At 73.0% G+C, this 25,559-nt stretch carries 29 protein-coding genes and 1 other RNA gene; 10 read left to right on the top strand and 20 right to left on the bottom strand.

Translation table 11 applies throughout. The annotated features are described in order from the left end of the window. Positions 1-63 precede the first annotated feature (63 nt). Both ACSDG8_RS25390 and panB read left to right on the top strand, forming a co-directional pair. Positions 64-1,824 carry an NAD+ synthase gene (locus tag ACSDG8_RS25390; RefSeq protein WP_210897224.1) on the top strand — a complete coding sequence of 587 codons (1,761 nt, stop codon included), beginning with the start codon at positions 64-66 and terminating at the stop codon, positions 1,822-1,824. Between the two features lie 118 nt (positions 1,825-1,942). After that, positions 1,943-2,788, top strand: a complete 846-nt coding sequence (gene panB / locus ACSDG8_RS25385; protein ID WP_210897226.1) for a 3-methyl-2-oxobutanoate hydroxymethyltransferase — start codon at positions 1,943-1,945, stop codon at positions 2,786-2,788. Between the two features lie 86 nt (positions 2,789-2,874). Here panB and npdG read toward each other — a convergent pair whose 3' ends face one another. From npdG to ACSDG8_RS25365, 4 genes are all read right to left on the bottom strand, one after another. After that, on the bottom strand, positions 2,875-3,573 hold the full coding sequence (gene npdG, locus ACSDG8_RS25380) for an NADPH-dependent F420 reductase (RefSeq protein WP_116507680.1): 699 nt from the start codon (positions 3,571-3,573) through the stop codon (positions 2,875-2,877). A gap of 66 nt (positions 3,574-3,639) precedes the next feature. Further along, complete coding sequence (locus ACSDG8_RS25375; protein ID WP_210897228.1) at positions 3,640-5,076, bottom strand: RNB domain-containing ribonuclease; 1,437 nt, start codon at positions 5,074-5,076, stop codon at positions 3,640-3,642. Positions 5,077-5,163: 87 nt separating this feature from the next. After that, positions 5,164-5,919 (bottom strand): histone, encoded by a 756-nt coding sequence (locus tag ACSDG8_RS25370; protein ID WP_210897231.1) that lies wholly within the window; start codon positions 5,917-5,919, stop codon positions 5,164-5,166. A 78-nt stretch (positions 5,920-5,997) separates the two neighbouring features. Further along, the gene (locus ACSDG8_RS25365) at positions 5,998-6,201 is read right to left on the bottom strand and encodes a hypothetical protein (protein ID WP_030504197.1); all 204 of its coding nucleotides are present in this window, start codon (positions 6,199-6,201) and stop codon (positions 5,998-6,000) included. Between the two features lie 178 nt (positions 6,202-6,379). Between ACSDG8_RS25365 and ACSDG8_RS25360 the strand changes: the two genes are divergently transcribed. Next, the gene (locus tag ACSDG8_RS25360) at positions 6,380-7,645 is read left to right on the top strand and encodes a M48 family metalloprotease (RefSeq protein ID WP_439427290.1); all 1,266 of its coding nucleotides are present in this window, start codon (positions 6,380-6,382) and stop codon (positions 7,643-7,645) included. A gap of 4 nt (positions 7,646-7,649) precedes the next feature. Here the strand turns inward: ACSDG8_RS25360 and ACSDG8_RS25355 are convergent, their stop codons facing one another. Beyond that, entirely contained in the window at positions 7,650-8,417 is a 768-nt protein-coding gene (locus ACSDG8_RS25355) for a hypothetical protein (RefSeq protein ID WP_439427289.1), read from the bottom strand. Beyond that, the gene (locus ACSDG8_RS25350; RefSeq protein WP_439427288.1) at positions 8,414-8,737 is read right to left on the bottom strand and encodes a PadR family transcriptional regulator; all 324 of its coding nucleotides are present in this window, start codon (positions 8,735-8,737) and stop codon (positions 8,414-8,416) included. The genes ACSDG8_RS25355 and ACSDG8_RS25350 overlap by 4 nt, the downstream gene beginning before the upstream one ends. 233 nt (positions 8,738-8,970) lie before the next feature. Between ACSDG8_RS25350 and ACSDG8_RS25345 the strand changes: the two genes are divergently transcribed. Both ACSDG8_RS25345 and ACSDG8_RS25340 read left to right on the top strand, forming a co-directional pair. After that, positions 8,971-9,342 (top strand): hypothetical protein, encoded by a 372-nt coding sequence (locus ACSDG8_RS25345; protein ID WP_013287772.1) that lies wholly within the window; start codon positions 8,971-8,973, stop codon positions 9,340-9,342. Continuing rightward, entirely contained in the window at positions 9,339-9,824 is a 486-nt protein-coding gene (locus ACSDG8_RS25340) for a roadblock/LC7 domain-containing protein (RefSeq protein WP_210897236.1), read from the top strand. The genes ACSDG8_RS25345 and ACSDG8_RS25340 overlap by 4 nt, the downstream gene beginning before the upstream one ends. Before the next feature lie 140 nt (positions 9,825-9,964). Here the strand turns inward: ACSDG8_RS25340 and ACSDG8_RS25335 are convergent, their stop codons facing one another. Together ACSDG8_RS25335 and ACSDG8_RS25330 are read right to left on the bottom strand one after the other, a co-directional pair. Further along, a complete protein-coding gene (locus ACSDG8_RS25335) occupies positions 9,965-10,921 on the bottom strand; it encodes a threonine/serine dehydratase (protein ID WP_439427287.1) in 957 nt (318 codons plus the stop codon). Between the two features lie 162 nt (positions 10,922-11,083). After that, positions 11,084-11,479 (bottom strand): VOC family protein, encoded by a 396-nt coding sequence (locus tag ACSDG8_RS25330; protein WP_439427286.1) that lies wholly within the window; start codon positions 11,477-11,479, stop codon positions 11,084-11,086. Between the two features lie 63 nt (positions 11,480-11,542). On the opposite strand from ACSDG8_RS25330, the gene ACSDG8_RS25325 reads away from it, so the two are divergent. Then, positions 11,543-11,872 carry a zinc finger domain-containing protein gene (locus tag ACSDG8_RS25325; protein WP_439427285.1) on the top strand — a complete coding sequence of 110 codons (330 nt, stop codon included), beginning with the start codon at positions 11,543-11,545 and terminating at the stop codon, positions 11,870-11,872. Positions 11,873-11,959: 87 nt separating this feature from the next. Here the strand turns inward: ACSDG8_RS25325 and ACSDG8_RS25320 are convergent, their stop codons facing one another. Beyond that, positions 11,960-12,286, bottom strand: a complete 327-nt coding sequence (locus ACSDG8_RS25320) for a DUF6331 family protein (RefSeq protein WP_439427284.1) — start codon at positions 12,284-12,286, stop codon at positions 11,960-11,962. 109 nt (positions 12,287-12,395) lie between these two features. Here ACSDG8_RS25320 and ACSDG8_RS25315 point away from each other — a divergent pair, with 109 nt between their 5' ends. After that, a complete protein-coding gene (locus ACSDG8_RS25315; RefSeq protein WP_439427283.1) occupies positions 12,396-12,809 on the top strand; it encodes a hypothetical protein in 414 nt (137 codons plus the stop codon). 27 nt (positions 12,810-12,836) lie between these two features. Here ACSDG8_RS25315 and rnpB read toward each other — a convergent pair. After that, positions 12,837-13,245: RNase P RNA component class A (gene rnpB, locus ACSDG8_RS25310), an RNA gene on the bottom strand. Between the two features lie 237 nt (positions 13,246-13,482). Here rnpB and ACSDG8_RS25305 point away from each other — a divergent pair. After that, positions 13,483-14,244 (top strand): sulfite exporter TauE/SafE family protein, encoded by a 762-nt coding sequence (locus ACSDG8_RS25305; RefSeq protein ID WP_210897247.1) that lies wholly within the window; start codon positions 13,483-13,485, stop codon positions 14,242-14,244. A gap of 24 nt (positions 14,245-14,268) precedes the next feature. On the opposite strand, the gene ACSDG8_RS25300 is transcribed toward ACSDG8_RS25305, so the two are convergent. Next, positions 14,269-15,492, bottom strand: a complete 1,224-nt coding sequence (locus ACSDG8_RS25300; RefSeq protein ID WP_210897249.1) for an MFS transporter — start codon at positions 15,490-15,492, stop codon at positions 14,269-14,271. A gap of 56 nt (positions 15,493-15,548) precedes the next feature. Here ACSDG8_RS25300 and ACSDG8_RS25295 point away from each other — a divergent pair, with 56 nt between their 5' ends. Further along, entirely contained in the window at positions 15,549-16,016 is a 468-nt protein-coding gene (locus ACSDG8_RS25295; RefSeq protein ID WP_210897251.1) for a MarR family winged helix-turn-helix transcriptional regulator, read from the top strand. Positions 16,017-16,071: 55 nt separating this feature from the next. Here ACSDG8_RS25295 and mctP read toward each other — a convergent pair whose 3' ends face one another. From mctP to ACSDG8_RS25260, 7 genes are all read right to left on the bottom strand, one after another. Continuing rightward, positions 16,072-17,724, bottom strand: coding sequence for a monocarboxylate uptake permease MctP (gene mctP / locus ACSDG8_RS25290; RefSeq protein ID WP_210897253.1), 1,653 nt, complete (start codon positions 17,722-17,724; stop codon positions 16,072-16,074). Beyond that, positions 17,724-17,966 carry a DUF3311 domain-containing protein gene (locus ACSDG8_RS25285; RefSeq protein WP_030504212.1) on the bottom strand — a complete coding sequence of 81 codons (243 nt, stop codon included), beginning with the start codon at positions 17,964-17,966 and terminating at the stop codon, positions 17,724-17,726. Before ACSDG8_RS25285 ends, mctP begins: the two co-directional genes overlap by 1 nt. A 126-nt stretch (positions 17,967-18,092) precedes the next feature. Then, a complete protein-coding gene (locus ACSDG8_RS25280; RefSeq protein WP_210897255.1) occupies positions 18,093-19,238 on the bottom strand; it encodes a bifunctional RNase H/acid phosphatase in 1,146 nt (381 codons plus the stop codon). A 5-nt stretch (positions 19,239-19,243) separates the two neighbouring features. Then, the gene (locus tag ACSDG8_RS25275) at positions 19,244-19,981 is read right to left on the bottom strand and encodes a zinc ribbon domain-containing protein (RefSeq protein WP_210897256.1); all 738 of its coding nucleotides are present in this window, start codon (positions 19,979-19,981) and stop codon (positions 19,244-19,246) included. Beyond that, positions 19,971-20,807, bottom strand: coding sequence for a Nif3-like dinuclear metal center hexameric protein (locus tag ACSDG8_RS25270; protein WP_184689945.1), 837 nt, complete (start codon positions 20,805-20,807; stop codon positions 19,971-19,973). Before ACSDG8_RS25270 ends, ACSDG8_RS25275 begins: the two co-directional genes overlap by 11 nt. 111 nt (positions 20,808-20,918) lie before the next feature. Next, positions 20,919-21,500: a flavoprotein gene (locus tag ACSDG8_RS25265; protein ID WP_073831904.1), complete on the bottom strand. Its 582-nt coding sequence runs from the start codon at positions 21,498-21,500 to the stop codon at positions 20,919-20,921. Next, the gene (locus ACSDG8_RS25260; RefSeq protein ID WP_210897258.1) at positions 21,497-22,726 is read right to left on the bottom strand and encodes a helix-turn-helix domain-containing protein; all 1,230 of its coding nucleotides are present in this window, start codon (positions 22,724-22,726) and stop codon (positions 21,497-21,499) included. Before ACSDG8_RS25260 ends, ACSDG8_RS25265 begins: the two co-directional genes overlap by 4 nt. 217 nt (positions 22,727-22,943) lie before the next feature. On the opposite strand from ACSDG8_RS25260, the gene ACSDG8_RS25255 reads away from it, so the two are divergent. Continuing rightward, positions 22,944-23,615, top strand: a complete 672-nt coding sequence (locus ACSDG8_RS25255; protein ID WP_116507710.1) for a bifunctional DNA primase/polymerase — start codon at positions 22,944-22,946, stop codon at positions 23,613-23,615. 574 nt (positions 23,616-24,189) lie between these two features. Here ACSDG8_RS25255 and ACSDG8_RS25250 read toward each other — a convergent pair. Together ACSDG8_RS25250 and ACSDG8_RS25245 are read right to left on the bottom strand one after the other, a co-directional pair. Further along, positions 24,190-24,912 (bottom strand): FAD:protein FMN transferase, encoded by a 723-nt coding sequence (locus tag ACSDG8_RS25250; RefSeq protein WP_210900046.1) that lies wholly within the window; start codon positions 24,910-24,912, stop codon positions 24,190-24,192. 38 nt (positions 24,913-24,950) lie between these two features. Beyond that, positions 24,951-25,547 (bottom strand): FMN-binding protein, encoded by a 597-nt coding sequence (locus tag ACSDG8_RS25245; RefSeq protein ID WP_210942799.1) that lies wholly within the window; start codon positions 25,545-25,547, stop codon positions 24,951-24,953. Positions 25,548-25,559: the final 12 nt, after the last annotated feature.

Here is a 25,559-nt window from a genome sequence, read left to right as displayed (position 1 = left end):
CCGGCGCGCCTGTCTGCCCCAACCGGTCGGATTCGGCCCGGACGGCTGGGGGAAGATGAGTACATGCCCACCCTGCGTCTCGCCCTGTGCCAGGTCAATTCGACGGTAGGCGACCTCGCCGGCAACGCCGGCCTGGTCCGCTCGTGGACCCGTCGGGCCGCCGACGCCGGCGCCCAGCTCGTCCTGTTCCCCGAGCTGATGCTCACCGGTTACCCGGTCGAGGACCTGGTGTTCCGCCGCTCGTTCGTGGCCGCGTCCCGTGCCGCGCTGCACCGGCTCGCCGCCGACCTGGCCGCCGACGGCCTCGGTGACCTGCCGGTCATGGTCGGCTACCTGGACGCCGACGGCCCGCCGCAGGTCAGCTCCGACGCCGAGCCGGGCCGGGGCGCCCGCAACGCGGCAGCGCTGCTGCACCGGGGCGAGGTCGTCGCCACCTACTTCAAGCACCACCTGCCCAACTACGGCGTGTTCGACGAGGACCGCTACTTCGTGCCCGGTGACACGCTCACCGTGGTGCGCGTCGGCGGGGTGGACGTGGCGCTGACCATCTGCGAGGACCTGTGGCAGGCCGGCGGCCCGTTCGCGGTGGCCCGGGAGGCCTGCGTCGGGCTGGTGCTGAGCATCAACAGCTCGCCGTACGAGCTGAACAAGGACGACGTGCGGCTGCCGCTGGTCCGCCGGCGCGCCGCCGAGGCCGGGGCCGCCATCGCGTACGTGAACATGGTCGGCGGCCAGGACGAGCTGGTCTACGACGGCGACTCGATGATCGTCGCCGCGGACGGCACGCTGCTGACCCGGGCGCCGCAGTTCGTCGAGCACCTGCTGGTGCACGACCTGGAGCTGCCGGCGGCGGCCGGTGCGCCCGGCGGGACCGGCGCGCTGAGCGACGGGATGCGCGTGGTCCGGCACGAGATCGCGGCGATCCCGGCCGCGCCGACCGGACCGGTGGCGGACGGCGGCATCATCGAGCCGGTCGCCGACGAGGCCGAGGTGTGGCACGCGCTGGTGCTGGGCCTGCGCGACTACATCGACAAGAACCGTTTCCCGTCGGTGGTGCTCGGCCTGTCCGGCGGCATCGACTCGGCGGTGGCGGCGGCCATCGCCGTCGACGCGGTCGGCCCGGACCGGGTCGTCGGCGTCTCGATGCCCAGCCAGCACTCCTCCGAGCACTCCCGCACCGACGCCGAGGACCTGGCGAAGCGCACCGGCCTGGACTACCGGGTCGAGCCGATCCAGCCGATGGTGGACACGTTCCTGGCGAACATGTCGCTGTCCGGGGTGGCGGTGGAGAACCTCCAGGCCCGGGTACGCGGCGTGATCCTGATGGCGCTGTCGAACCAGGAGGGCCACCTGGTGCTCACCACCGGCAACAAGAGCGAGCTGGCGGTGGGCTACTCGACGCTCTACGGCGACTCGGTGGGCGGTTACAACCCGGTCAAGGACGTCTGGAAGACGCTGGTGTGGCGGCTGGCGAAGTGGCGCAACTCCGACGCGGTACGGCGCGGGCAGACGCCGCCGATCCCGGAGAACTCGATCGGCAAGCCGCCGTCGGCCGAGCTGAGCCCCGGCCAGCTCGACAGCGACACGCTGCCCGACTACGACGTGCTCGACCCGATCCTGATCGGCTACGTCGACGGCGACCTGGGCCGCGACGGCCTGGTCGAGTCCGGCCACGACCCGGCCGTGGTGGACCGGGTGCTGCGGATGGTGGATACCGCCGAGTACAAGCGGCGGCAGTCCGCGCCCGGCACCAAGATCTCCATGAAGGCGTTCGGGCGGGACCGGCGACTGCCGATCACCAACCGGTGGCGCGAGGACGGCTGACCGCTCCCCGGCCGGGGAGTGACATCCTCCACTCCGATCTGCCCGCGGGCCGTCGCCCGGTGCGACGATCGCGGGGAACCCGGGGACCGCGTGCGCGGCCTCGAGGAAGGAGATTGTCATGGTGGAGTCCACCCCGGCCGAGGTGACGGCGCTCTACGGCGGCCCGGCCACCCGGCGGGTACGCACCCGCGACCTGATCGCCGCCAAGGAGCGCGGCGAGCGCTGGGCAATGCTCACCTCGTACGACCAGTACACCGCCTCGATCTTCGACCAGGCGGGCATCCCGGTGCTGCTGGTCGGCGACTCGGCGGCGAACAACGTCTTCGGCTACGAGACCACGCTGCCGGTGACCGCCGAGGAGCTGCTGCCGCTGGTCCGGGCCGTGGTACGGGCCACGAAGCAGTCGCTGGTCGTCGGCGACCTGCCGTTCGGCTCGTACGAGGAGGGGCCGGCGCAGGCGCTGCGTACCGCGGTGCGGTTCATGAAGGAGGGCGGCTGCCACGCGGTGAAGCTGGAGGGCGGACGGCGCTGCGCGGCCCAGATCGAGGCGATCACCGGCGCCGGCATCCCGGTGATGGCGCACATCGGCTTCACCCCGCAGAGCGAGCACACGCTGGGCGGCTACCGGGTGCAGGGCCGGGGCGAGGCCGCCGAGGAGGTGCTCGCCGACGCACGGGCGGTGGCCGCGGCGGGCGCGTTCGCCGTGGTGCTGGAGATGGTGCCGGGTGAGGTGGCCAAGCGGATCACCGCCGAATTGGCCATCCCCACCGTCGGCATCGGCGCCGGTCCGGACACCGACGCCCAGGTGCTGGTCTGGCAGGACATGGCCGGGCTGCGGACCGGGCGGGCACCCCGCTTCGTGAAGCGGTACGCCGACCTGGCCGGCGCGCTCACCGACGCCACCCGCCGGTTCGCCGACGAGGTGCGCGGCGGCGAGTTCCCCGCCGCCGAACACACCTTCTGACGGGTGTAAGGAAGGGCCCCTTCTTAACGCCTCGCGTAGAGAAGGGGCCCCCTGTTAACACGCGCCGACGGCACGCGGCTCGGGGTTCAGAGGTCGGTGACGCGGATGCCGGCGTGCGCCTTGTAGCGCTTGTTGATCGCGATCAGGTTGGCGGTGAACGCCTCGATCTGGTGGGCGTTGCGCAGCCGTCCGGCGTAGATGCCCCGCATGCCGGGGATCCGCGCGGCCAGCGCGGCGACCACGCCGGCCACCTCCCGGTCCTCGGTGCAGATCAGCACGTCGAGGTCGATCCGGTCGATCTGCGGGTCGGCCAGCAGCGGCGCGCTGACGTGGTTGAACGCGGCGCACACCCGGGACTCGGGCAGCAGCCCGGCGGCCTGCTGCACCGCGCTGCCCTCGGGCACGTCGAGCGCGTACGGGCCCTGCTTGTCGAAGCCGAGCGGGTTGACGCAGTCCACCACGATCTTGCCGGCCAGCGGGGCGGCGAGCGCGGCGACGGTGGCCGCGTGCCCGTCCCACGGCACCGCCACGATCACCACGTCGCTGCGCCGGGCCACGTCCTCGTTGTCGCCGCCGGAGACGACGGCGCCCTCCGGTACGCCGGGCAGGGCGGCGATCTCGGCGGCGGCCTGGTTGGCCCGCTCCGCGGTGCGGGAGCCGATCAGCACGGTCTGCCCGGCGCGGGCGAACCGGTAGGCGAGACCTCGTCCCTGGTCGCCGGTGCCACCGATGATGCCGACGGTCAGCCCGGAGACGTCGGGCAGCGTGGTCGCGTCGTAAGCCATGGGCTCATCCTCGCAAAGCGAGGCCGCGTGCGGTGCATCCCGATGCTGTGACAATGGCCGCGCTGGTCACGCCCGTTCGAAGGCGACCCGGCGCTGGGCCGGGTCGGCGACGGTGAGCCGTACCCGGACGCGTTCGCCGAGCGGCAGCTCTCCGGCGCAGCGGGCGCGGACCGGCGGCTCGTCCAGTGCGATGGTGCCGCCGGGCGGTCGGCCGGGCCGGCCGTTGCCCGCCGGGCGCGGTTCGTCCACGTCGAGCACCGCCGCCTCGAACGTCTCCCCCACCCGGTGCGCGAGCAGCACCGCCTCGGCCAGTTCCACGGCGCCCCGGCTGGCCGCGCCGGCGGTCCGGTCGGTCGTGGCCATCACCTCGGGCAGCTTCGGCAGCGCGGCCCGGACCTGCTCGGGCACCTCCCGGCCCTCGTGCAGCGCCAGGCAGACCTCGGTGGCGTACCGGTCGGCCAGCCGCCGCAGCGGCGCGGTGACGTGCGCGTACGCGGCGGCCACCCCGCCGTGCTCGGGCTGCTCGGGCACCTCCCCGTCGAACGCGGTGTACGCCGCGCCGCGCATCAGCTCGGCGGCCTGGTCGACGAAGGCGGCCACCCGGGGCTGGGAGGTGTCCAGCCCGTCGAGCACCTGACCCACGGGTGTGCCGTCCGGCCAGGGCACGCCCAGCGGACCGGCGGCCGTCCGCAGCCGCTGCACCGCCTCCGAGCGGGGTCGGGGCATGGTCCGCAGCAGCCCGATCCGGCCGGCCAGCATGATGTCGGCCGCGGCCATGCCGGTCAGCAGCGAGATCTGGGCGTTGTGCTCCTCCATCGGACCGGGGCCGCGCAGCACCAGTCGCCACCCGTCGCCGTCGGGCTCGACGTCCTGCTCCGGCAGCGGCAGGTTGATCGCGCCCCGGCTCAGGCCACGGGCGGTGAGCAACGCCCCGATCTCGGGCAGCAGGGCGATCGGCTCGGGCAGCCGGCGGGCGTCGGCGTCGCGCTGCACGCCGCCGTAGTCGAGCTTGGCCCGGCTGCGCACGAGCGCCCGTTCCAGCGTGACCGCGACGGTGCCGCCGTCGGCGTCCAGGTCGACGGTCCAGAGCACCGCGGCCCGGTCGGCGTCGGGCAGCAGGCTGGCCGCCCCCTCGCTGAGCGTGTGCGGGTGCAGCGGCACGTTGCCGTCGGGCAGGTAGACCGTCTGTCCCCGACGCCACGTCTCGGCCTCCAACTCACCGCCGAGGCGTACGTGGGTCAGGACGTCCGCGATCGCGTACCGGACGCGGTAGCCGCCGCCCGGACGGCGGGCGAGGTGCATGGCCTGGTCGAGGTCGCGCGAGGTCGCCGGGTCGACGGTGACGAACGGGACGTCGGTCCGGTCGGCGACGGCTGGTGGCGGCGCGGCGGCGGCCGTGTCGGCCTCGCGCTGCGCCGCGGCCGGGAAGCTCTCGGGCAGTCCCAGCTCGCGGCGCAGCGCGCCGAAGTCGATGCGGGGCGCCAGTACGCGTCGGATCACCACGTGGTCAATCCTGACAGCGCCCCGCTCGTTCCGCCCTCCGGGGCGAGCGCCGTGTCCGCCCGGCGCCGCGCGGGAGGGCGGCGGGGGTCAGGCGCGGCGGGCCGGCGCCTTCCGGGCGGTGCTCTTGGCGGTGGTGGTCTTGCGGGCGGGCGCCTTCTTCGCGGCGGTGGTCTTCTTCGCCGTGGTGGTGGTCTTGCGCGCGGTGGTGGTCTTGCGCGCGGGCGCCTTCTTGGCCGCCGCCTTGCGCGCCGTGGGGCGGGTCGAGGCGGTGGTCTTCTTCGCCGGAGCCTTCTTCGCCGCTGTGGTCTTCTTGGCGGCGGTGGTCTTCTTCGCCGCCGCGGTGACCTTCCGCGCTCCGGTCGCCTTCGTCGCCGCCGCCGTCTTCTTCGCGGTCGTCGTCTTGCGGGCCGGCGCCTTCTTCGCGGTGGTGCTCTTGCGCGCGGTGACCGTCGACTTCGCCGCCGTGCTCTTGCGGGCGGCGGTGGTCTTCTTCGCCGCCGTCGTCTTCTTCGCTGTCGTCTTCTTGGCGGTGGCCTTCTTGGCGGGCGCGCTCTTGGCGGTGGCCCGGCCGGCCGGCGCCGTCCGGGTGCCTGCCTTCTTCGCGGTGGTCTTCTTGGCGGTCGTCCTGGTGGTGGCCTTCGTGGCCGGGGCCCTGCGGACCGCCGACACGACCTTCTTGGCGGCCGCCTTCTTCGCCACCGCCTTCTTCGCCGGCGTCCGTCCGGCGCCGGCGCCCGAGGCGTTCGGCGACGCCTTGGTGACCGTCGTCGACCTGCCCGCAGTGGTCCTCTTCGCGGTCGTCCGTTTCGCGGCCGGGCGGGTGGCCTGCTGTGCTTCGGCCATCTCGGTTCCCTTTCCTGGGGACGTGCTCCCGCCCTCGCGGGAGCACGGATCACCTCGACGCGGGCCCTCCCGCGCCGTCTAGCGGCCCTCCCCGGCCCAACGGGCGTCCTCGGCGTCCCACGCGTCGTTCCGCTCCCGCACCGTCTGCAGGGCGTTGTCCGCGTCGGCGGCTGAGGCGTACGGTCCGAGAACGTGCCGGGCGGGACACACGTCGGCTTCGGTCTCGACCCGGTGGTGTCGCGTGCACCAGTAGTAGTGCCCACCACTTCCGTCGTCGCTCATGCGATCACTGTGCACTGGTAACCGCCCGTCCGCCACCGGAACGGCCCAAATAGTCACGCTTCTCCACATTAGACCTGGTCGGGGCGGTTGCGGTGGGGAACCGCGCAAGCCTGTCCTCGTCCAAACGGTGGGTACCGCCAGTGGTGCGAACCGGACAGGATCGGCGCTCGTGATCACCATGACGACGGGCACGGGGGCCTGTCCGCGATGCGGCGCGACGCCGGTGTCGCTGGACGAGGCGTTGCCCTGGTGCGCCGGATGCGACTGGAACCTCGACACCTACGACGCGCGCCGCCAGGCGCCCGAGTTCGGCTGGTCGCCTGTCGACCGGCGGACCCACCGGCTCGCCGCGCGGCTCACCCGTCAGCAGTACGCCGCCCTGGTCGCCCGGTCGCTGAAGTCGACCGGGCCGGGGTTCGCCGGCCTCCTCGTCACCGGCATCTCGGTGCTGCTCCTGCTCGGTGTGGCCGGGCTCGCGGTGGCCGGCGTGTGGCTGCTGTTCGCGTACCCCTTCCCGAACCTCGCCGTGGTCGGCGGCGTGGCGCTGATCGCGCTGGCCGTGGCGCTGCGGCCGCGTTTCGGCCGGATCGACGGGGACCTGGAGGTGCTCACCGCGCAGGAGGCGCCGGAGCTGCACGCCCTGGTCCTCGAGGTCGCGTCCGCGGTGGGCGCGCCGATGCCGCACGTGATCGGCGTCGACGGCGACATCAACGCGTACGCGACGTCGGTGGGGCTGCGCCGGCGGCGCGTGCTGGGCCTCGGGCTGCCGTTGTGGGGCGCCCTCGACGGGCCGGCGCGGGTGGCGCTGCTGGGGCACGAGCTGGGCCACTTCGTCAACGGCGACGTCCGCCGCGGGCCGGTCACCCAGCCGGCGCTGACCATGCTCGGCAACGCCGCCGACCTGTTCCGGCCCCGGGGCGGGTCCGACGGCGGCGGGCTGCTGGTGATGGTCGGCGAGTGGCTCGGGCGCCTGGCGTCCTGGACGCTGTCCCGGCTGCTGTTCGCCGGGCACGTCGTGCTGGTCGCCGTCGCGCTGCGGGAGAGCCAGCGGGCCGAGTACCTGGCCGACGAGATGGCCGCCCGCGCCGGTGGCACTGCGGGCGCGACCCGCCTGATGGACACGCTGCTGCGTACCGACACGGTGGCCACCGTGGTGCGCAACGCGGTGCGCGGCGGCCACGGGCCGCACACCTGGCGGGTGGAGACCGGGCGCGCGCTGGACGCGGCGACCGAACGGCTGTCCCTGGAGCGCCAGCTCACCGTCCGCGAGGGCACCTCGCTGTTCGCCACACACCCGCCGACCGGCCTGCGGCACCGGATGCTCGACGCGCGGCCGTGGCAGGACCCGGCCGTGACGCTCACCGAGGAACGGGCCGCGCGGATCGACGCCGAGCTGGCGCGGCACTACGAGCGGGCCGGCCGGGCGCTGAGCTGGAACGCCTGACGCCTCAGGCGAGGGCCGGGACGGGCGCCGGGCCGGGCACGGCGGCCGGCGCCGGGCGGGCCGCCGTGATCGCGTACGCCACGGCGTAGGGCGTGCACGCCAGGTAGAACATCGGCTCGACGAGCACCCGGTCGGTGATGAGGAACTGTTCCCACTCCGTCGGCCGGGGCAGCCCGAACGACGAGTCGGTCCAGCAGGTGAGCAGCCAGAACGGCGCGGAGATCCGGTCCACCGAGTCCGGTGGCAGGCCGTCGGCCACCGGCGCGGTGGCCGGGATCGAGGTGACCACCGCGAGCACCACCGCCGCGTCGGCCGCCACCAGCGCGCCGGCCAGCCCGGCCAGCCACGCGAGCCGGACCCGGCCCGTGCGCGCCAGCGCCCCAGCGACCCAGAGCGCCGCCGCCAGCAGGCCCAACCAGAGCAGCAGCCCGGGCGCGCTCTCCCACACCCGGCTCTCGCCCCGGGCGGCGAGCAGCGCCAGCGTCGCGGTCACCGTCGCGGCGACCGGCAGCACCACGCCGAGCGCGGTGGGCAGCGCCCCCACGCGTACGGTCCGGCGGGCGGCCCGGGCGACGACGAACGCGAGCGCCACGCCGAGCAGCGCGGTCAGCCCGGACCAGGTCGGCAGTTGCGCGGCGGTGGCCCACGGCACGCGCATCTCCAGCCAGCCGTGCGCCAGACCCATCACCAGGCTCGCGAACACGAGGACCGCGACGCAGGCCGGCGGCGCGAGCAGCAACACCCCTGCGGTACGCCCCAGCCGCCGGGTCACCACGCTCGCGCCCCGGCCGGGTCCGCGCCGGCACGTTCGGCGGGTACGAGGGCACGCAGCTCCGCGACTGCCAGCCGGGCGGACCGGACGCCCTCGCCGGTCAGACGGTAGTAGCGGCGGGCCGGGCGGCCGGCGGCGACCGGGTCGACGTCCTCCCAGTCGGCGGCGAGCCACCCGGCGGCCTGGAGGCGGTGCAGCACCGGGTAGAGCGTCCCACTGGGCAGGCCGGTGAGCCGCATCAGGTCGAGGCCGTAGCGCGGCGCCTCGGGCTCGGCGAGGAGCGCGGAGAGCACCTTCACCACCGGGATGGTCAGTCGCACAGCGGCACTCTATCGGAACTCTACATAGGACGGGTGCACCCGAGGTAGCAGGTCGAACGGTGATCGACAATGGGACGGTGTGTCCCCTTCGGCGGAACCGGTGGCCGGTCCGGCAGGGCCCGCTCAGGTGGATCACCGGTGGCCCGGGTGCACCGCACTCCATATGCGAGCCTCGACTGACGAATCCGCTGTCGCCCTTCCGGCGGACAGCGGCCCGAGTTGGGAGAGAAATCGTGGGCAACCTTGACATCGCGCTGAAGAACGCGATGAACATCGACGGCGCGATCGGCGCCGCGCTCGTCGACTACACAAGTGGCATGACCCTCGGCGTCGCCGGGGGCACCGGCGAGATCGACCTGACCGTCGCCGCCGCCGGCAACACCGACGTGGTACGCGCCAAGCTGCGCACCATCGAGATGCTCAAGCTCGACGACGAGATCGAGGACATCCTGATCACGCTCGGCAGCCAGTACCACCTGATCCGCCCGCTGAGCAACCGCACCGGCAAGGGGCTTTTCCTCTACCTGATGGTGAGCAAGAGCCGGGCCAACCTCGCGATGGCGCGGCACCAACTGCGCACGATCGAGGAGAGCCTGGAACTGTGAGCCGGGTGGACGACCTCCCCCGCCGTACGCGCGCCCAGACCGGCACCCTGCCGCCACCACGCGCGCTTCCGCCCTCGCTGGCCGGCAACCCGGCCCTGCCGTACCCGGCCATCGCCCAGGAACTGTCCGCGCTGCGGCTGCAGATCCCGGGCGTGCACGGGTGCGTCCTCGGCGGCGTCGACGGCCTGCTCGTCACGCACAACCTGCAGAACGGCGCCGACCCGGACGACCTGGCGGCGCTCGCCGCCACCACGTACGGACTCGGCCGCCAGGTCGGTCTCCGGCTCGGGCAGGGCGACTTCCAGCAGTCCACGGTCCGTAACGCGGGCGGATACCTGAGCGTGTACGCGATCAACGGCCAGGCCCTGCTCGCCGTGGTCGGCACGGACAGTATCAACGTGGCACGACTGCACCTGCACGCCCCGACCACCGCGGCCAAGCTCGCCGAACTGCTCGACGAGGCCGGCCCGGCCACGTCCTGACGTACGCCGGTCGTCCCGGTCCCACCCGTCCGGACCGGAGGCGGCCGGCGTACCCCCGGGTTCTGCGGCTCGTGCCCGGCGGTCGCGCGCTCGGCGCGGCCGTCGCGCTGGTCCGTGTGGTGCGGCCGTGAGCGCGGCGGTCAGACGCCGAAGCGGCCGGCCCACGTGGTCACGTCGGCCACCGTGGCGTTGCCGCCGCAGAGCACCAGCCCCAGCCGGGCGTCGCCGCCCACCCGCTCGACCACCCGGCGGGCGGCGGGCAGCAGGCACCCGGCGGCCGGCTCGGCCCACACCTTGGCGTGCTCGGCCAGCTCCAGCGTGCCCCGCACCGCCTCGGCGTCGGAGACCACCAGAACGTCGCTGACCAGCGCGGTCACATGGTCGTAGGTGAGCTGCGAGACGGTCGGCGCGCTGAGCGTGGTGACGATCGACGACAACGGCACCTCGACCGGGCCACCCTTGGCCAGCGCCTGCGACATCGCCTGCGCGCCCTCGGTCTCCACGCCCCAGACGCGTACCCCCGGCCGGCGCGCCCGCAGCGCCGCCGCCACGCCCGAGATCAGCGCGCCCCCGCCGATGCTGACCAGCACGTCGGTCAGCTCACCGGCGTCGTCGGCCAACTCCAGCCCGACAGTGCCCTGCCCGGCGAGCACAATCGGGTCGTCGAACGGGTGCAGCAGCGTCATGCCCTCGTCCCGCAGCCGGTTCATCAGCGCGAACGCGCCCGCCATGTCCTCGGTCAGCCGCACGTCGGCCCCGGCCGCGCGGGCAATCTCGACAGCACGGGCGGGCGCGCTGCGCGGCATCACCACAGTCGCCGCCACCCCGAGCGCGCCGGCCATCACCGCGACCGCGATGCCGTGGTTGCCGCCGCTCACCGCTACGACCCCGGCCGCCCGCTCCGCCTCGTCGAGCGCCAGCAGCTTCGCCGCCGCACCACGGGCCTTGAACGATCCGGTACGTTGCAGCAGCTCCAGCTTGGCGGTCACAGGTACGCCGAGCAGCTCGGTCAGTCCCGGGCTCGGCAGGGTCGGGGTGTGCACCACGACGTCGGCGATCCGGTCGGCGGCCGCCTCGATGTCCGCAAGCTCGATCACCACCGCAGCGTGCCACACGCAGCCCGCTAGCCCCGTGCCGCCTTTGCCGCTCTCCCCGCTCTCCCCGTCGATCTTGGAGTTGTGGTGCCTGCCAAACTTCACGGAACGGGTCTTTCTGGGCGCCAACACTCCAAGATCGATGGAAGCTGGGGTGGATCACCATCACGGTCGGGTGGCGGCTACCTCGGCGTCGCTGCGGAGGATGCAGAACTCGTTGCCCTCCGGGTCGGCGAGCACCACCCAGCCGGTGCCGTCGCTCTCCCGCCGGTCGGCCACCACTGCCGCCCCCAGCCCGGTCAGCCGGGCCAGTTCCTCGTCGCGCGTCCCCTCGACCGGGCGCAGGTCGAGGTGGATACGGTTCTTGACCTGCTTCGCGTCCGGCACCTCGATGAACAGCAGACGATGCCGCCCGTCCCGCGAGTAGATCATGCACTCCTCGTGGCCCGGCTCGTTCGGATCGTCCGGGTCCTCGCGGTAGTCGAGGACGGCTGCCCACCAGCGGGACAGGGCATAGGCGTCGGCACAGTCCACGGTGGTGTGGGACACGTAGGAGGTCACCACCGGATCATCGCAAGTCCGGAGGGAGATGTTCCATCACGCCGAGGGCGGGTATTCCCGATCGTGCGTATCGACATCGACGAACCGAGGGCCGCGGAACTGTTCTGGGAGGGCATGCGGGAGGTGGCAGCCAGCGCCGCCCGGCATCAGGACGACAACCTGTACCGGGCGATCGTCAAGATCGGCCGGGGCGCGCTGGCCCAAGGCGGCGAGCTGGTGCCGCAGTGCGGGCTGTTCCTCCAGTGCCCGGTCTGCGAGGCGGTGGCCGGCCAGCAGTGCATCAACGTGCCGGGGCATCCGCTGAGCGACGATCTCCTCCATCCGGAGCGCGTCGAGATGGCCGAGATGGCGCTGCGAGGAGAAGCGGCGCTTCCTCCGCCATTGCGGGAATGAATGAGCTGACCGGCGGTCGGGCGGCGACGAGACTACTCACCAGCGTGAATCGATTCGATACCGAACTCGGTCTGCAGCCTCGACCGCTCACGACGCGTCGCCGGCCGCCAGTCCCGCGTCGAGCGCAGTCAGGAAGTCCAGCAGCTCACGCCGTGCGGCCTCGTCATGTGTGCGGTGGTTCAGGAAGTCCGACGTGACGCGACGGGAGCGGTCCTCGACCACCTCGATCAGCGCGGGCAACTGAAGCCGGGCCTCGACCACCACGTCCGAACCCACCTGACGGCACCAGTCCTGGATGAGGGCGGGGTCGGTGGAGACGGCGTCGATCCCGCAGCACGCGCGCAGGCACGCGACCTCGCAGAAGACGATGCAGTCACGTAGGGGCGCCGGCACTTCGACCGACACGTCCGCCATCGCCTCTCCTCCCCCTGAACCCGCCGCGACAGCGACGGGTGGCCGACGCTGGCGCCACAACCGGCTGACGCTCCTGCGAATTCGGCGGCCACTCCGGAGCCATAGTCTCGTGGTCGTCGAGGAGGTTGCCGGGGTGGACATCGCGTGGAGCGCTACTTCTCCCTTGTCTGGGAGGTTCGTGCCGATGGAGCAGTCAGGCGTCGCTGGCCTGATCGAGCGGTTCGAGGAACTGCGTACCCAGGAGCGCGGTTATCTCGAAGTGCGGGGCGACGCCGCATTCCCGGTGCTGACGCTCGGGTTCACGGGGTCGGCGGCGGTCATCCATCTGATGACGGACGAGGAGGCCGCTTTCCTGCTAGCCGCCGAGCCACCTGCCGGCGCCGGTGCGGAGGTGCTGGTGCTGGACGACCCCGTGGAGTTCACCGCCGACGTCGTTCTCGACCTCGAACGCGCCTGGCAGGTCGTTGACGGGTTCGTCCGCACTGGTGTTCCTGGTCGGGCAGGAGAGTGGCGCGAGCTGTAGCGCTGGCGGTTACGAGCTGGTGGGCGACGGACGAGTCGACCTGTACGCCGGATTCTGTGCCCGGCACGCCCGTAGGCGCACCGGCGGCGGCCATCCATCTCGGCCTGCCGTTGCCGGCAGGCTCCAGCGGCCTACCCGCAGACATCGGGCGGGCAGCCCTCAAGCGTCTGCGCGGGTCGTCATCTTGCGGTGACGGCCCTTTCTTGGCCTTGCTCCGGGTGGGGTTTACCGAGCCACCCCGGTCACCCGGGGTGCTGGTGGGCTCTTACCCCACCGTTTCACCCTTACCGTCCCGTAACGGGCCGGCGGTCTGTTTTCTGTGGCACTGTCCCGCGGGTCACCCCGGGTTGCCGTTAGCAACCACCCTGCCCTGTGGAGTCCGGACGTTCCTCGGCGACGGGCCGGAGCCCGTCGACGCGACCGCCCGGTCGACTCGTCCGTCGCGCCCTCATCCTAACGACGCACCCGCCGCGCCCATTTCCACCCCGGCCCACCAGCGCCCGTCCGCCACTTCGGGGAGGTGGCGGCATCAACCGGCCCTCGATCCAGCCACTTCCCCGAGCTGGCGCCGCGCCACCCGCCCACCACCCCGACCGCCACCCCGTCCGCCACCCACCCAACGGACGGCAGCCCTGCCCGGCCTGGGACCCGGACCGACTAGCCTCGGGGGACCATGGATCTCTCCGACGCCGCGCTTCTGCTCGCCGCCGGTCTCGCCGCGGGCACTGTCAACGCGGTGGCCGGTGGTGGCTCGCTGATCACGTTCCCGGCGATGATCGCCACCGGTCTGCCGCCGGTGGCGGCGAACGTCTCCAACTCGGTGTCGGTCTTCCCCGGGTACGTGGCGAGCGTCGCGGGCAGCCGGGTGGACCTGCCGCGCGGGCGGGAGCTGTGGTCGCTGCTGCCCACCGCCGTGCTCGGCACGATCGCCGGGTGCGCGCTGCTGCTGGCGACCCCGGCGCGTGCGTTCGAACTGGTGGTGCCGTTCCTGGTGCTCGGCGCGACCGCCGTACTCGCGTTCCAGGGCCCGCTGCGCCGGCTGGTCGGCCATCCGGAACGGCTGGGCGCGCGCCGCCGTACCGTCACGGTTCAGACCATGGTCGCGCTCGGCACTGTGTACGGAGGCTATTTCGGCGCGGCCCTCGGGGTGATGCTGGTGGCCGGGCTGGCGCTGGTGCTGGACGCGACGCTGGCCCGGGTGTCGGCGGTGAAGAACCTGCTCTCGGCCGTGGTGGGGTTGACCACGCTCGTCGTGTTCGCCTTGTTCGGCCCGGTGAACTGGGCGGCGGTCGCGGTGGTCGCGCCGGCCACCCTGTTCGGCGGGTACGCGGGCGCGCGGCTGGCCCGCCGGCTTCCGCAGGTGGTGTTGAAGACGGTGATCGTGGTGTTCGGTACGGCCATCGGTTGCTACCTGCTGTGGCGGGCGCTGACCTGACGCCGCCGGGCCGGACCGGAGCCGTCAGTACGCCTCCCCCACCGGCTCCTCCGGGGCGTGCTCGGCGTGGCGGGCGGCCCGGTTCCAGATGACCCGTTCGCCGTAGCCGGCCGCCATCAGGTGACCGAACGCCAGGTAGATCAGCACACCGGCGGCGAGCACCGCGAAGCCGACCCAGAACGGCAGCGCGAGGCTGTGCTCGGCCAGCTTGCCGGAGATGATCGGCGCGGGCGCGGCGGCGCCCCAGCGGACCAGGTTGAACGCGCCGGTGGCGACGCGCCGGTCGGCGGAGCCGAGCCCGAGCGCCAGGTCGGTGAGGTTGGCGTTGGCGAGGCCCATGAACAGGCCGGCGACGACGAGTACGACGAGCGACATGGCGGTGCCGGTGGAGGTGGCGAACAGGACCATGCAGACCAGCAGGCCGAGGAGGGCGACGCCGACGGTCTGCACCGCGCCGATGCGGTGGGCGAGCCGGTGCCCGATGAGCAGGATGCCGGCGGCCAGGCCGAGGCCCCAGCCGGTGAACGCCAGGCCGAGCGGGATGACGTCGAGGCGTAGGAACAGCGGCGTGTAGCCGAGTACGACGAAGAAGACGAAGTTGTACGCGGCGGTCACCACGCAGAGCGTCACGAACGCGGGCTTGCGGTAGGTGGCGAAGATCTGGCCGACGCGTACCGGTGGTTGCTTGTGGGCCGGTTCGCGCAGCTTGCGGGCGGCGACGCCGAGCGCGAGCACCATGAACACGCCGCAGACGAAGAACGGCAGCCGCCAGCTCACCTCGCCGAGCAGGCCGCCGATGAGCGGGCCGACGGCGAAGCCGAGGCCGAGGGCGGTCTCGAACAGTCCGACCACCCATTCCCTGTCGTTCGCCAGGTTGACCAGGACCACCATGGCGGTGGCGAAGAACATCGCGTTGCCCAGGCCCCAGACGCCGCGCAGCACGGAGAGCTGCACGATGTCGTTGCTGAACGAGGCGAGGATCGCGGCCAGGCCGACCACGGAGACGCCGGTGACGAGCACCGGCTTGAACCCGAACCGCCCGCTGGCGAGCGTCGCCGGGATCATGCCGACGGCCATGACCGCGATGTACGCGGTGAAGAGCAGTTCGACCTGCCAGGCGGTGACGCCGATCGCCTCGCCGATGGCGGGCAGGATCGGGTCGACGACGGCGATGCCGGCGATGGCCAGGAACGCGACGAGCGTGGTGGCGTAGATGGCACTGCGGTTGGGCTCGGATCGGCGATCCACTCCGCAACCTCCCAGATAGCTGTATCGTACAGGTATTTTCCTTGTATGATACAGCTATGAGCGGCGACGACCACACCCACGAGGCCACCCTCGGCCGGATCGAAACCGAGGTCGCGTTGCTGATGCGGCTGGGCGAGGCGACCCGCCGGGGCACCGGCACGATGGAGCACCGGCTGCTCGACCGCGCCGCGTACGTGATCCTGCGGCACCTGGACGCGGCCGGCCCGCAGAACGTCTCGGCGCTCGCCGCGCGGCTGAGCCTGGACGGCTCCACCGTCACCCGGCAGGTCTCCGCGCTTCAGCGCGACGGCCTGATCTCACGTACCCCCGACCCGGCCGACGGGCGCGGCACGGTGATCTCCGCGACGGCGGCCGGCCTCCAGCGGATGGCCGCCGTCCGGGCGGCCCGCACCCGGCTGTACGGCGACATCCTCGCGGCCTGGCCCGAGGCGGACCGGGAGACGCTGGCGGACATGTTGCACCGCCTGAACGAGGCGCTCGACGCCCGCAACCGCCGCCGCTGAGGCGTTAGGAAGGGCCCCTTATTATGCAGAATGCGTTAATAAGGGGCCCTTCCTTTCACGCCACGGGCTCCGGGGCGGAGTCGGCGCGATCGGCGGAGGCCGTCACGCGCGGGTCCCCCTCGTCGGCGAAGTAGTCGTCCGGCGTGGTGCCGTCCGGCCCGTCGGCCACCTTCGCGGCGCGCAGCACCAGCGTGAGCAGCGCGGCCACCACCAGGTTGACCAGCACCGCCACGATGCCGACGTAGATGGTCTTAGGGGTGTCGAAGCCGAACTTCTCCAGCGGGAACGCCGACCCGGCGAAGTGCTTCTTGCCGGTCGCCGGGTTGCCGATCTGGTAGAGCATCCACATGCCCAGGCCCATGCCGGCGGCCCAGCCGGCGATCAGCGCGCCCCTGTGGAACCAGCGGGTGTAGAGGCCCAGCGCCACCGCCGGCAGCGTCTGCAGGATGATCACGCCGCCGATGAGCTGCAGGTCGATGGAGAACTGCGGGTCGAGGAAGACGATGCAGGCCACCGCGCCGACCTTCACCACCAGCGAGGTGATCTTCGAGACGTTCGCCTCCTGCGCCGGGGTGGCGTCCCGCTTCAGGTACTCCTTGTAGATGTTGCGGGTGAACAGGTTCGCCGCCGCGATCGACATGATCGCCGCGGGGACCAGCGCGCCGATGCCGATTGCGGCGTACGCCACCCCGGCGAACCAGTCCGGGAACTGCTGGTCGAACAGCAGCGGCACGACAGTGTTGCCGTCGGTCGTGCCCTCCTTCGCGCCGGGCAGCGGCTTCACGTTCGCCGCGATGGCCATGTAGCCGAGCAGCGCGATCAGCCCCAGCAGCAGGCTGTACGCAGGCAGCGCGGACATGTTCCGCTTGATCACGTCGCGGTTCCGGCTGGCCAGCACGCCGGTGATGCTGTGCGGGTAGAGGAACAGCGCCAGCGCCGAGCCGAACGCCAGCGTCACGTACTGGATCTGGTTGTTCTGGTTGAGCAGGATGCCGTCGCCGGGCGCTGGTGACGCCTGGAACTTCGCGTCGGCGGCGTCGAAGATGGCGCCCCAGCCGCCGAGCTTGTACGGCAGCCAGATCACCGCGACCAGGATCACGATGTAGATCAGCGAGTCCTTGACGAACGCGATCAGCGCGGGCGCGCGCAGCCCCGACTGGTACGTGTACGCGGCCAGGATCGCGAACGCGATGATGATCGGCAGGTGCCGGGCCAGCGCGCTGTCCCCGGTCACGCCCATGGTCTTGAGCACCGCCTCGATGCCGACCAGTTGCAGCGCGATGTACGGCATGGTGGCGACGATGCCGGTGATCGCGACCAGCAGCGCCAGGATCGGCGAGCCGAACCGGTTGCGGACGAAGTCGGCGGGGGTGACGAAGCCGTGCCGGTGCGAGACCGACCAGAGCCGGCACAGCACCAGGAACACCAGCGGGTAGATGACGATCGTGTACGGCACCGCGAAGAACCCCGCCGCGCCGGCCCCGAAGATCAGCGCCGGGACCGCCACGAACGTGTACGCGGTGTAGAGGTCACCGCCGACTAGGAACCAGGTGATCCAGCCGCCGAAGCTGCGCCCGCCCAGTCCCCACTCGTCCAGGTGGGCCATGTCGGTCGGTCTGCGCCACCGGGCTGCCACGAAACCCATGGCGCTGACCAGCAGGAACAGCAGCGAGAAGACGATGATCTCGGTGAGGTGATCCCGCCACATCAGTGGTCACCCCGCTTCTTCGTCATCTGGTAGACGAGCGTGGTGGTGCCGACGCCCAGCAGGATCCAGGCCAGTTGCAGCCAGTAGAACCGTGGGAACCCGAACAGCCGGGGCGAGTCGGCGTTGAACAGTGCCGGGATCAGCGGCACCACGATCGGGATGAAGAGCAACCAGTTCCAGGGACTCTTGTCCTTCGCCCTGGATCGCGCCGTGTCCGGCGCCTCGGATTCCGGTGCGGCCATGTGACACCCTCCGGGCATTCGTAGCGGGCCATGTGACGGCCGGAGGCTACGACCCTGTGACGGGGGTCACGTCCGATCGGGTGATGTCGATGCGCCGAACGGCCGCCGGCATGCGCCGAACGGCCGTCAGAGGTCCGTGAGGTGCGAGGTGTCGTTCACCGAGCGGACCGCGACGCCGCCGTCCGGGTACAGGTCCAGCACCGAGATGCCCGCCGTGTCCAGGTAGAGCCGGTGCAGGAACGCGTCGCCGGCGGCGAGCGCGTCGCGCAGCACCAGCTTGATCGGCGAGACGTGGGAGACCACCACGACGGTCTCCCCCGGGTACGCCGACCGCAGCCGGTCGACGGCCCGCCCGGTCCGCTCGGCCACCGCCACGAACGACTCGCCCTTCGGCGGGGCGACCCGGGTGGAGGCGAGCCAGGCGTCCAGTTCCGCCGCCCAGCGCTCGCGTACCTCGGCGAACGTGTGCCCCTCCCAGACGCCGAAGTCGCACTCGATCAGGTCGTCGTCGGTGCGTACCGGCGGGTTGCCGACCTGGGCGGCGATCGCCTCGGCGGTGGCCGTACACCTCACCAGCGGGGAACTGACCACTGCCGCGACGGACGGCGCCAGCGCGGCCACCCGGGCGGCGGTGGCCCGGGCCTGGGCCCGGCCCCGCTCGGTCAGCGGCACGTCGCCCCGGCCGGAGTAGTGCTTCTGCACGGTGCGCTCGGTCTCGCCGTGCCGCACCAGGATCAGCCGGGTGGCCTCCTCGGTGGGGCGCGGCTCCCAGGAGGCGGGCGTGGTGGCCGGGTCGGTGCCGGTGGCCCGGACGACAGCCGCCTCCCGCGCCTCGGCCTTCGCCTGCGGCGCGGCGCCGGACGCGGCGGCGTCCATCGCCGCGTTGGCGAGGGCGTCGGCGTGCCGGTTGCGCTCCCGGGGCACCCAGGTGAACCGAACGGCGGCGAAGCGGCTGACCAGCCCGGCGGCCTGGGCGGCGAGCGGACGCAGCCCGGGGTGCTTGATCTGCCAGCGGCCGCACATCTGCTCGACCACCAGCTTGGAGTCCATCCGCGCCTCGACCTCGGCCGCGCCCAGCTCGGCGGCGGCCTCCAGCCCGGCGATCAGGCCCCGGTACTCGGCCACGTTGTTCGTGGCCGTGCCGATCGACTCCGACACCTCGGCCAGCACCTCGCCGGTCTCCGGGTCCCGGACCACCGCGCCGAAGCCGGCCGGGCCGGGGTTGCCCCGGGAGCCGCCGTCGGCCTCGACGACGACCGCGCGCACCGCCACGGCGGCTACAGTCCCGACTCGTTGGTCCGGACCATGATCCGCCGGCAGTCCTCGCAGCGGACCACGTCTTCCGGGTCGGCCTTGCGGATGCGGGCCAGGTCGGCGCCGGACAGGTCCAGCCGGCAGCCGCCGCAGCGGCCCCCGGTCAGCAGCGCGGCGCCCATCCCGGTGTCCTCGCGGATCTTGTCGTAGAGACCGACCAGGTCCGAGGGCAGGTCACCGGCGAGCGGCTGGCGGGCGGTGCGCTTGAAGTCCTCCTCCTTGGCGATCTCGGCCAGGGTCTCGTCGCGGCGCTGCTCGGTCGCGGCGCGGCGGTCCCGCGCCTCGGCGAGCCGGCTCTCGATTCCGTCGAGCACGCCCTGCGCGGTCTCCCGCTGCTCCATCAGCTCCAGCTCGGCGTCCTCCAGGTCGCTCTGCCGGCGGTTCAGCGAGACCAGCTCGTGCTGGATCGCCTCCAGCTCGCGGGCCGGACCGCTGCCCGAGGCCAGCCGGGCCTCGTCCTTGCTCTTACGCGCCCGTACCTGGTCGACGTCCTTCTCGATCCGGGCGATGTCCCGGTCCAGGTCGTCGACCGCCACCTGGGCGCGGACCCGCTCGTCCTCCAGCGCGGACAGCTCACGCGCCAGGGCCTCCAGCTCGGCGCGTTCCGGCAGGCTGCGGCGGCGGTGCGCAAGCTGCGCCAGCGCGGTGTCGATCGCCTGGAGGTCGAGCAGGCGGCGCTGCACCTTCGGGTCAGCCTTCACGTCGGGGCTCCTTGTCGTCCGGCCGGGGCGCGGCGGCGTGCACGGTCCACGGGTCGGTGTCCAGGTCGGACACCACGGTCTCGACGCCCAGCTCGCCGGCCAGGTGGGCGGCCAGGTCGTCCAGCCAGGGTCGCTCCGTCGCCCAGTGGGCGGCGTCCAGCAGCGCCGGGCCGCCCGCGGCGAGGTGTTCCCCGGCCGGGTGGTGACGCAGGTCCGCGGTGAGGAACGCGTCGACCCCGGCCGCGGTCGCCTCGGCGAGGAAGCCGTCCCCCGAGCCGCCGCTGACGGCGAGGGTACGAACCATACGCCCGGGATCCCCGGCGGCGCGAACGCCCCAGGCGGTGACCGGGAGCACGGCGGCTGCCAGCCGGGTCAGCTCGGCCAGCGTCATCGGCTCGGGCAGCTCGCCGATACGGCCGATGCCCCGGCCGGGCCCGTCGGCGGGCGAGCCGGGGCGGGGCGGATGCAGCGGGCGCAGCCCGGTCAGCCCGAAGCGGGCGGCGAGCGCGTCGGACACGCCCGGATCGGCCACGTCGGCGTTGGTGTGCGCCACGTACAGCGCGACGTCCGCCTTGATCAACCGGTGCACGATCCGGCCCTTGTACGTGGTGGCGGCCACCGACGAGACGCCGCGCAGCAGCAGCGGGTGATGCGCGACGATCATGTCCGCGCCGGCTTCCAGAGCCTCGTCCACGGTCTCCGGGACCACGTCCACCACGCAGGCGATCCGGCGTACCGGGTGGTCGGGCTCACCCACCACCAGGCCGACCCGGTCCCACTCCTCGGCCCAGGCGGGCGGATAACGGCGGTCCAGGGCGGCCACCACGTCGGCGACGGTTGTGCTCACGGGCGGCCAGCTTACCGGCGTCCGGGCCGGTATACGCCGACCGCCGTCGAGCGTGGGCTCCCGGGCGCGCCGGGAGCCACGCTCACGCCGTCAGCCGACCGGGGCGACCGGCCGGTCCGCGCCGCGCAGGGCGGCCAGGCCGGCGTCCCAGGGGAAGGCGTCCGCGCGCCGCTCCCCCGTGCCGGGCGGATGCAGGCGTACGACGTGGTCGCCGAAGACCACCCGGACGCCCCACCCGGCCAGCCGGTCGAGGCTGGCCCGGAACGCCGGGTGCCCGGCCATCGCCACGTTCGTGTACGGGACGGCCGCGATCGGCACCCCCATCCCCTGTGCCTCGACCAGCAGGCCGAGCGCGAGGGTGTCGGTGATGCCGACCGCCCACTTGTTGATCGTGTTGACGGTCGCCGGACAGACCAGCATGGCGTCCGCCGGGGGCAGCACGTCCAGGTCACCCGGGTTCTTGTAGTGCGTACGGACCGGGTGGCCGGTCTGCCGGGCCAGGGCCGCCCGGTCGACGAACTTCGCGCCGTCCGGCGTGGTGACCACGCAGACCGTCCACTCCTCCTGCTGGGCGAGGTCGACCAGCCGGCCGACGTGACGGGCCAGCGGCGAACCGCAGGCGATGACATAGAGCACCCGCCGGTGCCCGCTCGCGGTCTCCGGACCGCTCATACTCCGACTCCCATGTGCTCAGCCAACTCCGCGATCGGCGGAGGCGGCGCACCACGTGTGCGACGGAGAATCTCAGACATCAATTCGTGCGCTATCGGCCGGCACCGGATCTCGGAGGGCGCGAGCCGGTCGCCGCGCAGCAACATGTCCCCGGCGTTCGCGACGTCGCCGATCTGGGAGTAGCCCCGGGCCAGGTCGAGCAGGTGGTGCGCACGCCGTTCCGGCAGCAGCGCGTTGAACGCGGGCTCGGACAGCCGCAGGTGCGTCTCCACCGCCCGGCCACCGTCACCCAGCTCGACAGCGGCGGCGGCCCGGTGCAGCTCCAGATTGGTCGGCCCGAAGGAGGTCCAGTAGTAGTTGTGGTCGCCGCCGAGCATCGTCGCCGCCTCGGACGCGCCGGCCAGCAGGTCGTCCACTGTCGCCGAGTCACCGATCCGGGCGGCCGCCATCGCGCCCTGCAGCAGCAGCATGCCGTAGACGGAGAGACGTTCGGGCCGCACGTCGTTGTCGCCACCGGGCGCGAGCCGCCCGGCGATCCGCACGTTCAGCTCCAGCGCGGGGCGGGGGCGGCCCATGGCGACCAGCGCGTTGCAGACCCTCGTGGTGGCGATCCCGGCCAGCAGCGGGTCGTCGGCCCGCTGGGCCACCGCCATCGACCGGTCGGCGGCGAGCCAGGCGAGGTCGCACTCGCCGAGCTTGCGCAGCACCGAGGAGGCGATCTGATAGACCTGCCCGAGCAGGTGGGCGGCTTCGCGTACCTGGTCGCCGGCGGCGTAGCCGGCGTCCGCCGCCTGGGCGTCGCGCAGCAGCTTGGGCAGCGCGCGGGTGAGCATGCCGTACCGGCCGTACTGGTAGGTCAGCCAGGCGTGGTTGACGGCCTTGCGCATGTCGGCCAGCGGCGGGGGGTAGGGCGCCGCGTCGAAGTAGGCGCTCATCGAGTCGTACCGCTCCAGGGCGGTCCGGATCTCCTCCACCTCGACCTGGTCGATGCAGTTGAGCGCGTCGGTACGCCGCTCCGGGTCCTTGCCGTGCAGCAGCTGCACGTCGATCTGGAGGATGTCGGCGATCTCGTAGAGCACGGAGAACTTGTCCAGCCGGCGGACGCCACGCTCCACCTTGTCCACCCAGCTCTTGGACTTGCCGAGCCGGTCGGCGAAGACCTGCTGGGACATCTTGCGCCGGCTCCGCCAGTACGCCACCCGCCGGCCTATGGGTAGTTCGTCCATCCCTGCTCCCTCCCCCTCACGGCGCCGGCCGGTCCCCCCACGTCTCCCAGGCTTGCCCTGGTCGCACAGGTTGTGCGTCCACCGACCAGCCAGTTCTCGTAGTTTTCGTGCAAGTTGCACCGACCGTTAGTCACCACAACGAGCGTGGGTTACGGCAGTGACGGCTTTCGACGTGTGGCATGTGGACAGTTTCGCGGGACGAGAGGAGATGTCAGACATGTGGAGGAATGTCCGACCGCGCGTCGCTCACCTGTCCCCGCTGGAACGGGTCCGGCTGCGCCGCGTCGCGGTGCGGTACGCGCTGCACGGCTGGCCGGTCACCCCCGGCGCCTGCCTGGCCAACAGCCGCTTCGTCTGCGGCCGGGCCGGCTGCCCCACAGTGGGCTGCCATCCCGCCCTTGAGGACTGGGAGCACGCCGCCAGCACCGACCCGGCCCGGGTGGCCACCTGGTGGCGCAGCCGCCCGCACGGAGTCCTGCTCCCCACCGGGCACGCGTTCGACGTGCTCGAGGTCGCCGCCCACCTGGGCCGGCAGGTCCTCGACGCGGTCGCCACCCATCCCGCCGGGTTCGGCGTACGCGGACCGGCGCTGGTCACCCCGACCGGCCGCTGGATGTTCCTGGTCCGCCCCGGCGATCCGCTGCGGCCCGAGCTGGAACACTGCTTCCACGTGGTGCGCCACGGACCGGGGTCGTGGATCCCGGCCCCGCCGACGCGGCTGCCGGAGGGGACGGTGCGCTGGGCGGTCGCCCCGGAGCAGGCCCGCTGGCAGCTGCCCGACTCCTATCTGGTGCAGAACGCGCTGATCGCCGCGTTACGCGCGGCCGGCGTGACGCTCGGCGCGGACCTGTTCCCCGGCCACCTCCCGCTCCCCCGCCGAGGCCGCTGAGCCCTCGTCCGACCCGGACGGGTGCCCGACAGCGACCTCCCCGGCACCGCACTCGTTGTTCCTGCCGAGGGCGCGTGCGCGCCAGAGCGGGGGTTTTGACCATGTCCAGGGACGACGCTGCCCGCCACACCGGCGGTACCGAGCCGGCGCGGCCCCGCCGCCGTCTGCACCCGTGGGCCTTCACCCGCCCCCTGGGCGTCCGCCCCGGCCGCCCCCGCCCCACCGGCTCCCGCCCCGCGATCCTCCACCGCCCCATCCGCTGACCACCCACCCCCTCCCCTCCGCCCGCCCCACCCACCCGACGCCGTTGATCAAGGAGTTTGCGTCCGCGCAGCACGCTCCAAAGGACACAAACTCCTTGATCACCGAGCCGAGGCGGGGCGAGGCGGACTGAGGCGGCGCGGACACGCCCCGGCGGCGAGGGCCGCGCGCGAGGGGCGGGCCGGGCGCGCAGGTCGCCCGCAGCAGATCCGGCGGGGCGCGCCGCTTCGGTGATCATGAAGTTGGCGGTGCGACACGCCGGGTGCCGGTGCCGCCAAACTTCATGATCGACGAAGCAGGGACCCCCGGGGAGTCAGCAGGTGGGGAGGGTGCGGGAGTGGTGTTGGTGGGCGTCCTCCGTGACCACGGCGTGCTGCCAGGGGGACGGTAGGCCGTCGAGCCAGGTGAGGCCGGGTTCGCCCATGGCCACCGCCGCCGTCGCGTACGCGTCGGCCACGCCCAGGTCCGGGCCCACCACCGTCACCGAGCGCAGACCCTTCGCCGGGGCGCCCCGGCGCGGGTCCACCACGTGGTGCCCGCGCTCGTAGACGCCGGAGGTGGCGACCGCCAGGTCGGTGCCGGTCAGCACCAGACAGGTCGCCGCCGCGTCCCAGGGGTGCCGCACCCCGATCCGCCACGGTTCCCCGGCCGGGTCATGGCCGCGTACGCGCACGTCGCCGCCCGCGTTCACGCAGTGGTTCGGCGCGCCGGCGGCCACCAGCCGGTCCGAGGCGACCTGCGCCGCCCAGCCCTTGACGTAGCCGGACGGGTCGAGCCGCCCGGTCGCGTACACGTCGAAGAAGCCGTCGGTGGCGGTCCACAGGTCGGCGCAGGCGGCCAGCACGGCGCGCAGGTCGGCGGAGGCGTCGGCGGGCCGCAGCTCGCCGCGGTCCACCCGGCACACCTCGCTGTCGTCCCGGTACGTGCTGAACCGGGCGTCCACCTCGCGCAGCCAGCCGAACGTGTCCTCGGCCAGCTCGTGCAGGGTCGCCGAGGGCAGGTCGTCGGCCAGGTCCAGGCTGATCGCCGTACCCATGATGTGTTCGACGCGGCGCAGACCGGAACGGACCGCGGTCACGCCTTGTCCAGCGCGGCCTGCAACGACTGCTTGTACGCGGTGCTGGTGTAGGTGGCGCCGGACACGGTGCTCAGGTTGGCGCTCTGCCGGGCCACCACCTCGCCCGACGTGCCACTGTAGCGGGCCTGCACGTCGTCGCTGCGCTGCCCGGACTGCCCACCCAGCGGCAGTCCGATCGCCGTGGCGTCGACGATCCGGCTGCCGCTGAGCGTGATCCGGACCTGGAGTGAGCCGTACTCGTAGGTGACCGACGGCCCGGTCACCGTGCGGGTGGTGACCTTGGGCGCGCTGGTGGTGGTCCGGGGCGCGGCGGGCGTGGTGCGCGTGCGGGTGCCGCCCCGGCTGGCCGGGCTGCGGTCGGCGGACGGCTTCGGGCTGGGCTTGGCCGAGGCGCGCGGCGACGGCGTGGCACTGCCGGACGCCGCGGCGGTGGGCGACGGCGGCTCGGGCGCGGCCGAGCCGCCCGGGGCGACCGGCGCCAACGCGACCGGCACGTCCGGCAGGGTCTGCCCGCTGCCCGGCGCGCCCTTGAGCACCACGAGCGCGGTGGTGCCGGCGGCCAGTCCGGTGATCGCGAGGAGCGCGCGACGCATGGGGGTGCCTTC

This window comes from Micromonospora sp. LA-10, from assembly GCF_051853095.1.
In the GTDB taxonomy this organism is placed as follows: domain Bacteria; phylum Actinomycetota; class Actinomycetes; order Mycobacteriales; family Micromonosporaceae; genus Micromonospora; species Micromonospora echinospora_A.
The sequence above is the reverse complement of the archived record's forward strand: the minus strand, read 5'-3'. Positions and strand labels throughout refer to the sequence as shown.

Bases quoted from the DNA above. Each gene is read 5' to 3' on its own strand.
- ACSDG8_RS25390 (WP_210897224.1), top strand. From the start codon at position 64: ATGCCCACCCTGCGTCTCGCCCTGTGCCAGGTCAATTCGACGGTAGGC.
- panB (WP_210897226.1), top strand. From the start codon at position 1,943: ATGGTGGAGTCCACCCCGGCCGAGGTGACGGCGCTCTACGGCGGCCCG.
- npdG (WP_116507680.1), bottom strand. From the start codon at position 3,573: ATGGCTTACGACGCGACCACGCTGCCCGACGTCTCCGGGCTGACCGTC.
- ACSDG8_RS25370 (WP_210897231.1), bottom strand. From the start codon at position 5,919: ATGGCCGAAGCACAGCAGGCCACCCGCCCGGCCGCGAAACGGACGACC.
- ACSDG8_RS25365 (WP_030504197.1), bottom strand. From the start codon at position 6,201: ATGAGCGACGACGGAAGTGGTGGGCACTACTACTGGTGCACGCGACAC.
- ACSDG8_RS25360 (WP_439427290.1), top strand. From the start codon at position 6,380: ATGACGACGGGCACGGGGGCCTGTCCGCGATGCGGCGCGACGCCGGTG.
- ACSDG8_RS25320 (WP_439427284.1), bottom strand. From the start codon at position 12,286: ATGGCGGACGTGTCGGTCGAAGTGCCGGCGCCCCTACGTGACTGCATC.
- ACSDG8_RS25305 (WP_210897247.1), top strand. From the start codon at position 13,483: ATGGATCTCTCCGACGCCGCGCTTCTGCTCGCCGCCGGTCTCGCCGCG.
- ACSDG8_RS25295 (WP_210897251.1), top strand. From the start codon at position 15,549: ATGAGCGGCGACGACCACACCCACGAGGCCACCCTCGGCCGGATCGAA.
- mctP (WP_210897253.1), bottom strand. From the start codon at position 17,724: ATGTGGCGGGATCACCTCACCGAGATCATCGTCTTCTCGCTGCTGTTC.
- ACSDG8_RS25285 (WP_030504212.1), bottom strand. From the start codon at position 17,966: ATGGCCGCACCGGAATCCGAGGCGCCGGACACGGCGCGATCCAGGGCG.
- ACSDG8_RS25265 (WP_073831904.1), bottom strand. From the start codon at position 21,500: ATGAGCGGTCCGGAGACCGCGAGCGGGCACCGGCGGGTGCTCTATGTC.
- ACSDG8_RS25260 (WP_210897258.1), bottom strand. From the start codon at position 22,726: ATGGACGAACTACCCATAGGCCGGCGGGTGGCGTACTGGCGGAGCCGG.
- ACSDG8_RS25255 (WP_116507710.1), top strand. From the start codon at position 22,944: ATGTGGAGGAATGTCCGACCGCGCGTCGCTCACCTGTCCCCGCTGGAA.
- ACSDG8_RS25250 (WP_210900046.1), bottom strand. From the start codon at position 24,912: ATGGGTACGGCGATCAGCCTGGACCTGGCCGACGACCTGCCCTCGGCG.
- ACSDG8_RS25245 (WP_210942799.1), bottom strand. From the start codon at position 25,547: ATGCGTCGCGCGCTCCTCGCGATCACCGGACTGGCCGCCGGCACCACC.